Annotated in this window: 6 protein-coding genes and 4 pseudogenes; 3 read left to right on the forward strand and 7 right to left on the reverse strand. The window is 66.6% G+C overall.

What is annotated here, in order from left to right; all coding sequences use genetic code 11:
• Nucleotides 1-127, forward strand: a pseudogene (locus HLK59_RS51695) (IS630 family transposase); the annotation flags it as partial.
• On the opposite strand, the pseudogene HLK59_RS51700 reads toward HLK59_RS51695, so the two are convergent.
• The 4 genes and pseudogenes from HLK59_RS51700 to HLK59_RS46540 all read right to left on the reverse strand — a co-directional run.
• Nucleotides 121-552 (reverse strand): annotated as a pseudogene (locus tag HLK59_RS51700) (transposase); the annotation flags it as partial. The pseudogenes HLK59_RS51695 and HLK59_RS51700 overlap by 7 nt on opposite strands.
• 240 nt (nt 553-792) lie before the next feature.
• The gene (locus HLK59_RS51705) at nt 793-948 is read right to left on the reverse strand and encodes a transposase (RefSeq protein ID WP_240983041.1); all 156 of its coding nucleotides are present in this window, start codon (nt 946-948) and stop codon (nt 793-795) included.
• 479 nt (nt 949-1,427) lie between these two features.
• The gene (locus HLK59_RS46535; protein ID WP_171147737.1) at nt 1,428-2,144 is read right to left on the reverse strand and encodes a hypothetical protein; all 717 of its coding nucleotides are present in this window, start codon (nt 2,142-2,144) and stop codon (nt 1,428-1,430) included.
• Nucleotides 2,087-2,578: a helix-turn-helix domain-containing protein gene (locus tag HLK59_RS46540; RefSeq protein ID WP_171147738.1), complete on the reverse strand. Its 492-nt coding sequence runs from the start codon at nt 2,576-2,578 to the stop codon at nt 2,087-2,089. Before HLK59_RS46540 ends, HLK59_RS46535 begins: the two co-directional genes overlap by 58 nt.
• Nucleotides 2,579-2,650: 72 nt before the next feature.
• Between HLK59_RS46540 and HLK59_RS46545 the strand changes: the two are divergent.
• Nucleotides 2,651-2,891, forward strand: a pseudogene (locus HLK59_RS46545) (ISKra4 family transposase); the annotation flags it as partial.
• Between the two features lie 289 nt (nt 2,892-3,180).
• Here the strand turns inward: HLK59_RS46545 and HLK59_RS52565 are convergent.
• Nucleotides 3,181-3,621 carry a LuxR C-terminal-related transcriptional regulator gene (locus HLK59_RS52565; protein WP_346779989.1) on the reverse strand — a complete coding sequence of 147 codons (441 nt, stop codon included), beginning with the start codon at nt 3,619-3,621 and terminating at the stop codon, nt 3,181-3,183.
• Nucleotides 3,622-3,869: 248 nt separating this feature from the next.
• On the reverse strand, nt 3,870-4,337 hold the full coding sequence (locus HLK59_RS46560) for a low molecular weight phosphotyrosine protein phosphatase (RefSeq protein WP_171147739.1): 468 nt from the start codon (nt 4,335-4,337) through the stop codon (nt 3,870-3,872).
• Nucleotides 4,338-4,664: 327 nt separating this feature from the next.
• Here HLK59_RS46560 and HLK59_RS46565 point away from each other — a divergent pair, with 327 nt between their 5' ends.
• Nucleotides 4,665-7,094 (forward strand): ATP-binding protein, encoded by a 2,430-nt coding sequence (locus HLK59_RS46565; RefSeq protein WP_171147740.1) that lies wholly within the window; start codon nt 4,665-4,667, stop codon nt 7,092-7,094.
• Here the strand turns inward: HLK59_RS46565 and HLK59_RS51710 are convergent.
• Nucleotides 7,060-7,186 (reverse strand): annotated as a pseudogene (locus tag HLK59_RS51710) (IS630 family transposase); the annotation flags it as partial. The gene HLK59_RS46565 and the pseudogene HLK59_RS51710 sit on opposite strands and share 35 nt — an antisense overlap.

Below are 7,186 nucleotides of genomic sequence, written 5' to 3' on the forward strand. Positions count from 1 at the left end.
CCCTGACCACCTCATGAGCACGCTTCGGCACGGTCTCCGCCAGATCCAGTACCGCAGCGACCTCATCGACGGATGCCTCGCCGAAACCGGGCTCACCTTAACGACATCACGCCAACAAGGTCAGTAAAGCCATTCGTTGAGGACTGCGATCAGCACAGTCGTCTCGTCTCGGACGGCGAGCTTGTCGTATCGCGTGGCGACGGCGCGATGTCTCTTAAGACGGTTGATCCCGCACTGGACCGCGTGGCGCTCGCGGTAGTCGTCCCGGTCGAAATGCGGCGGTCGGCCGCCGTGGGAGCCGAGCTTTCGGCGGTTGCACGACTGGTCGACCTTGTCCGGGATGGTGCAACGGATCCCTCGGCGATGTAGGTAGGCGCGGTTCTTTCGGGAGGCGTATGCCTTATCCGCGCGGACACGATTGGGACGAACGCGTGGCCGGCCTGGCCCGATGCGGGGCACGCGGACCTTCTCCAGTACGGGTTCGAACTGCGGAGAGTCCCCGCGCTGCCCGGCCGTGATCACGATCGACATAGGCTTCTGGCCCTGCTCGACGGCGAGGTGGAGCTAGGTGATGAACTCACCTCTCGACCGTCCCAGTCCGTGATCACGGAGCTCGGTGAAGACACCGCCGGGTGGTTCTTTCTGCAGGTCGCCCCGCTTACGGGCCCCGGCCGCATGCTGATGGGCGCGGCATACCGTGGAGTGGACGCTCAGGTCGCACGTGATCGCACTCTCCGCGTCGGCCAGGGACTGGAGCCGGGTGAGGATCCGCTGCCAGGTGCCGTTCCGCTGCTATCGGCGGAAAAGATCGTAGACCCGGCTCCACGGTCCGTACTCGACAGGCACGTCCCGCCAGGGCACACCTGTCCGAACCCGGAACCGTATGCCGTCGATCAGCCGCCGCCGAAGCCAGACGGGCGGCCGCCCCGCCCTATGAACCGTGATCATTCACAGTCCAAGATCTACTTTCGACACACGGCCTAGACCTGGTGACCAGCCATTCACGGGTCTTGACAATTGCTCCACCCCGGTGAGGCGCACTACGGGACGACGAGGCCGGCAGGGCATGCCAGTCCGCCTACGACACGGTCACGGCGGCCCGGGTCCCGGGCCAGGGCTACGCCTACCTGCTGACCGCGATGCGCCGTCGGTGCGAGTCGCAGGACCTCGCACCGAGCACGCTCGTGGACATTACGGGGAGCATCACATGTCCGCCGTCAAGCCGCCCCACAGATCACAGCCCCGCCCACTGAAATCCTCCGTGCAGCCCGAAACGAGCTCCGGCCCATCGTCCATCCGGCATTGGGGGCATCACGGTCGGTTGGCGGTCCGCCTGCTCCTGCAATCCATCGGTCTCCGAGCGAAGTCCCCTCCGGCACGCCCTATCAGCACAAAGGTCGGCGCACCGGGAGGCGACTGCGACGCCGTCAGCTCAGGTACGGGTAGAAGGTGCTGTTGCTGGGCCGGTAGACACCAATCATGTCGTATCTGGTGTTCTTCCAGTCGCCCGCGATCGGTTGATCGTCCGGATCACCGTAGGTGATGGGATCCTGACCCTGGGGGTAGAAGGTGCGGTTGTCCGGCCGGTAGACGCCGATGTGGTCGACGCCGCCACCGCCATTCCAGTCGCCGATGACAGGGAGGTCCCAGGGGTTGCCATAAAGGATGGGCGGCAGGTCCGGGTGCATGTAAAAGGTGCTGTTGCTGCGCCGGTAGACGCCGAGTTCGTCACTGCCGTTGGCGTTCCAGTCCCCGACGATGGGCAGGTCACCGGGGTTTCCGAAGGTGATCGTGGTGCTGAAGCCGAGCCGGTGGAAGGTGCGCGTGCTCGGCCGGTAGACGCCCACCGTGTCGATGCCGTCGCCGTTCCAGTCGCCGGCGATGGGGATGTCATCCCGGTCCCCGTACGGGAGGGGAGGGTAGCCGGGGAGGTGGAAGACACCGTTCCGGTAGATGCCGATCTCGTCGCCGTCGACCCCGTCCCAGTCTCCGATGATGGGCTTGTCGCCCGTATCGCCGTAGGCAGTGGGCTTGAGGAGCAGGGCGTTCGCTGGGGCCGTCGACAGGGTGACGACGGTCGCGAGCCCTAACGCGACGACCGTGAGCTGTTGAAGAAGGTGTCTGCTTCGCCGTTTCCTTGCCATGGAAGTCTCCCGTCTTCGCGCCGGACAGCGGGATGTCCCACGTGGGTCCCGCGTTTCCATGAGGGTGCGCGCTGCGGGCAGGACCCGTCGTTAGGGACGCGCGCACAACACTTCAGTCTGCGTGCACTGTTGCGCACGGCCGTCGGAACTCGCGCGGAGAGACCGAAGGCATCACGGAAGGCCCGGCTGAAATGTGCGGCATTGCAAAACCCCCACCGCGAGGCGTTCGCACGGATCGGCAGAGCGGCCGACCCGGGATCAGCGAGGTCACGGTGACAACAGTCCAGTCGGAGCCCGCGGATCCACCCCGCGGCAGTGCGACCCTCCTCATGGAACAACTTGTGCAGATAGCGGAGAGGGATGTGATGGGCGCGGGACTCCTGGGGGACCTCGCCAACTCGACCTCGTCGGTACTGACCACATACTTGCCTCATGGTGACGGCGCCCCGTACGCCGCACCACCACCTGCACCGGACAATCCGACGCGCCTTCCTTCCCGGGAACAGGCTGCGCACGCCTCCCACCCGCCCGGCAGCCGCGACGCCGAGACCTGGGCCGCGGCCAAAACTCACCGCGATCCTCACCGGGCACGCCGACCGCGCCACCACCGAGATGACCGACCAGGCCGGAGCTGAACAGCTTCCCGCCGCCCGCAGCGAGGCCGTCACCACCTGCCACCGCTACCTCACCGACCGCCTCAACCAGCTCCACTACGACACCGCCCTCACAGCCGCCTGGCCGATCGCCACCGGCGCCCGCTGGGGCCTCGACGGCACCGACCAGACCATCCACGATCTGCTGCGCCGGCAGGTCCGCGAGCCGAAGGGCCGGCGCGAGGACCCGTCCGTGGTCGTCATGGACTCCCAGACCGTGCACGCCTCGGTCAACACGCCCAAGGAGACGATCGGGCTGGACCCGGGCAAGAAGAGCCGGGGCCGCAAGCGTGGCATCGGCACCGATGTGCTCGGTTTGAGGAGCGCCGATCGGGCATCGCCCCACAGGGAACGGAAGGACGAAGGCGGCGGGCCCAACCCACTCACCGCGCCGGATGCGCGCCGCAGATCTCGGTGGTCTCCGGCAGACCGGCCAGATCCAGCAGGGCCACCTGGCACAGCTGGAGCCGACTCAACCCGCCCAGCTTGGTGCGCAGGTTCGCGACATGGAACTTGACAGTGCACTCGGCTATCCCCAGCGACCTCGCGAGTTCACCGTACTCCTCGGCGAAGACGAGTAACCCAAGAATCTGGCGCTCCCGGTCGGTGAGGGTGGACAGACGGAACAGTGCCGTCCCCAGGATCTCGCGCAGCGATTTCGGCAGCCGGCACAGCAGGTCGACTTCGTAGAGGTGCGTTACGCGGTGACGACCGCCTACCAGCGTCGGCTGATCGAGGAGAACACACAGGCAGCGGATCCAACGTCGTCCAAATCCCGATCGCCGCGGCAGGTGCTGCCATGGTTCCGGGCGGCGGCTCTTGATAAGCGATCACCATGCTCAGCGGCAGTTGCTGATCCAAGTCCCGTCATCGCGACCACGTCAGGGACTTCGATCCTTGCCGGCCAGTCACCCATCCCCGCACCATAGGGCCGACCACGCCTCAGCGGCGAGGCTCGCGCACCACGACACAACGGCATCCCATATCCCCGCACCAACATCCCCGCCACGCACCCAACGGGGCGAACGGCGCCTGATGCGCCAGTGGCATCGGCCATGGCCACGGCCGGTCTTCAGGGAAGATGCCGGTGTGCATGCTCCTCTACGAGGTCGGCGCACGTGGTGTAGCCGGCCTTTTCCCCTGCGTAGGGGTCGGGCACGTCCCGGCCCTCACCCAGGTAGAGGGCGAGGTCGGTGACGCTGGTGCTGCTCGTCTGGCCGCGCAGTCCGTCCAGGACCCCGCGGTCCATGGCCAAACCGACATCGGCCCATGCGATCAACTGCGGTGTCACCTGCGTCGCGCTGTGGCCGGTGAGATCGAACCCGCGAGCGAAGGCAATGGCGAGCATCTCCTGGTGGGCGGGCCCACCCGCCCACCTGTCACGCAGGCCCGCCAAGCGGGCGTACGGGGAGCGGCAGATGTTGCCGAGGCCCTCAACGACGATGCGGGTGCGTCGGAGCGAGGAGACCCAGTCGTGGTGCGTGGCCTTGATGGGCTCGGTGGCCTCGGTGGCCTCGGTGGCCTCGGTGGCCTCGGACATACGGTCAGCGGTCGAGCCTCCAGATGACCAAGCTGATGATGGCGGCACCCAGTCCGGTGCCCAACCCTTGTGCCGTGGCGATAACTAGCGTTCGCGCCAGCCGGCGAGCGATGCGCCGGGTTTCTGATCGCCTGCTCGTCTCTCGCATGGCTCTCCTTTGTGCGACCGGAATTGGGTTCGGTGGTCGAGAGCATCCTGAGGGTCAGGGATGTTCGGATTCGATATGGTTAGGCGATTTGAGAGTTGGTGCAGGCGGACGCAGCTTTCCGTTCGGCTTTCCGAACGAAACCGAACGGTGGGCTGTGACCGGTTGGCCGGAGGGCGGCGATGGTTCGGTCGGATCCAACAAAGATCAGGACAGCTGAAGAGCTGCATGAGCAGTTGCGCGCCTTGTTCGTCGAGGGCAGCTGGAGCATCCACCGCCTGGCAGCGGCAGCCGAGCTCGGCTCGGCGACCGTGCAGGCGATTTTGGACGGCACGACTCGCGTCCCCCAGGCCCGCACCTTGCAGCGATTTGTTAAGGCCTGTGGGAGGAATCCCGCGCCATGGTGTGATGCCCGCGCCCGAGTGATGCGCGCCGAGAAGGCACCCGAACAGGGATCGACTCCGGCTGTCGACCGCGAGTTTCAGTCCTACTTCGACCCCCACAAGGCCGCCGGATCCGGTGGTCGAGGGCGGTACTTCACCGGGCGGCTCCGGGCTCTGGCGGAACTTACACGGTGGCTGGACGGCGATTCGCCCATGTCATACGTCGTCACAGGCGGACCGGGGTCGGGAAAGTCCACACTGCTTGCCCGTCTACTGGCACTGCCTTCGCGTGAGCGCATCCATATCGCGGTGCACGCGCGAGGCAAGACGAGCGAGCAGATCGCGCGACAGATTAGCGAGGCGGCAGGCCTCGGCTGCACGCCGGAGGAACTACCCGCCGCGCTCTGCGGCCTCGAACGCCCCGTGACAATCATGATCGATGCGATCGACGAGGCTCCGGACCGGGATCGGCTGGTCCTCGACCTTGTGCACCCGTTGATCGACCCGTCTGGGCCTCGCGAGCTCCGGCTGTTGCTGGGCACCCGTCGTGATCTCGTCCACTTGCTGACCGGATGCCACCGCCTGGACCTCGACGACCCTGACTACTTCGACCAGGCTGACATCAGTGCGTTTGTCACCGCAACACTGAGACAAACCGAACCCGTGCCCGGGCTGACCAACCCGTACTTCGGGCATCCTGGTGACGTCCCCGAACGTGTGGGCGCCGCCGTCTCGCGTTCAGCCGGCACGAGTTTTCTCATCGGCCGGCTCATCGCCGGTGACCTGATCAGCCGGGACTCGGTGGTCGACATCGATGCCGCCGGCTGGGACGGCTTCCCGTCCCGTGTCGGCGACGCGATGCGCCTGTACCTCGACTCGGCCGGCAGGCGACTGCCTGGCGGGGCACGGTGGTTGCGTGACCTGCTGACGCCTCTTGCCTACGCAGAGGGCGACGGACTGGACGACGACCTGTGGGCAGATCTCGCCACCAGACTGGGCACCGCCACATACCGGGCCACCGATCTCAGGCTCCTACGCGACATGGGGGCCGGCGACCTGGTGAGTTACACCGGCAGCGGCTGGCGGCTCTTCCACCAGGCCCTGGCGGTGCATCTGCGTGACGACCTCGCCCGAATCGGACTCGACTCCGCTCGAGCACACCGGGCCATCACGGAAGTTTTGGTCGCCTCGGTTCCCACGGATGAACACGGCATCGCCTGGTGGCGCGCCCCGCATTACGCCCGGGCTCATGTGGCCGGACACGCTGCGCAGGCAGGCGTGCTGGATCCATTCCTCGCCGACGCGATGTTCCTGCTCGCTGCGGAACGCAGTTGGCTCGCGCCTCACCTGCATCAGGCACGCAGTTCTGCTGCCCGTGCTGCGGTCGAGTGCTATCAGCTCATCCAGCATGTGCTCGACCCCACGCAGGAACAGCAAGCAGCGGACTGTCTGCGGACGATCGCCGGCCTCCGGGGCGCTCATGAGGTCGTCGGACAGGTGAACCGACGCCATCCCGAAGGCTGGGAGATCGCCTGGTCCACGTGGTCGCCTGAATCCGCCCATCGCACGCTGCCCCACACTGCGGCTCCCGTTAGCGCGCTGGCTGTCGGTCGCCTGCAGGGCCGCGAGATCGTGGTCACCGTCGCCAGGACCCATGACGACTACCTGTCCACAGTCCGCACCTGGGATCTCGTGACCGGCCAAGAAGTAGGCCCAGCCTTCACCGTCCCCCTGGAGGTGCGTTCCGTCACGGTGGCCCGGACCCAGGGCCGGGTCGTTGCCGTCATCGCGGGCGCCCGGCCCATCCCCGCCTACGAGTGGCGCTCCCTCGAGGAAGGAACGGATGACGCTCTCGAGGGTCAAGTCGGTTGCTGGGATCCGATGACCGGAGGCGAGATCGGTCGGCGCAGGGTCTATGGCAGGCCGGTCAACGCCGTGGCAGCAGGCATGCACCAGGGCCACAGCGTCGTCGTGGTGGGCACCGGGCCCAACGACGAACTCGACCGGATGTACGACGATGGCGAGAGTGACATTTGGGATATCGACGACGGCGCGGAACCGACGCTGCGCAGCAGCGAAATCAGCGTCTGGGACCTCGACGACGAAGTGGAGCTGCGCAACCACGAAGTCATGTCTCCCGTACGCGCCGTGGCCATCGGACAGGCCGACGGACAGACCATCGTCGTAGCAGGCACTACTGACCTTGTTGGCGTGATGTCGTTAAGGTGAGCCCGGTTTCGGCGAGGCATCCGTCGATGAGGTCGCTGCGGTACTGGATCTGGCGGAGACCGTGCCGAAGCGTGCTCATGAGGTGGTCAGGG

This window comes from Streptomyces sp. S3(2020) (assembly GCF_013044505.1).
In the GTDB taxonomy this organism is placed as follows: domain Bacteria; phylum Actinomycetota; class Actinomycetes; order Streptomycetales; family Streptomycetaceae; genus Streptomyces.

Bases quoted from the DNA above. Each gene is read 5' to 3' on its own strand.
- HLK59_RS51705 (WP_240983041.1), bottom strand. From the start codon at position 948: ATGATCACGGTTCATAGGGCGGGGCGGCCGCCCGTCTGGCTTCGGCGG.
- HLK59_RS46535 (WP_171147737.1), bottom strand. From the start codon at position 2,144: ATGGCAAGGAAACGGCGAAGCAGACACCTTCTTCAACAGCTCACGGTC.
- HLK59_RS46540 (WP_171147738.1), bottom strand. From the start codon at position 2,578: ATGAGGCAAGTATGTGGTCAGTACCGACGAGGTCGAGTTGGCGAGGTC.
- HLK59_RS46560 (WP_171147739.1), bottom strand. From the start codon at position 4,337: ATGTCCGAGGCCACCGAGGCCACCGAGGCCACCGAGGCCACCGAGCCC.
- HLK59_RS46565 (WP_171147740.1), top strand. From the start codon at position 4,665: ATGGTTCGGTCGGATCCAACAAAGATCAGGACAGCTGAAGAGCTGCAT.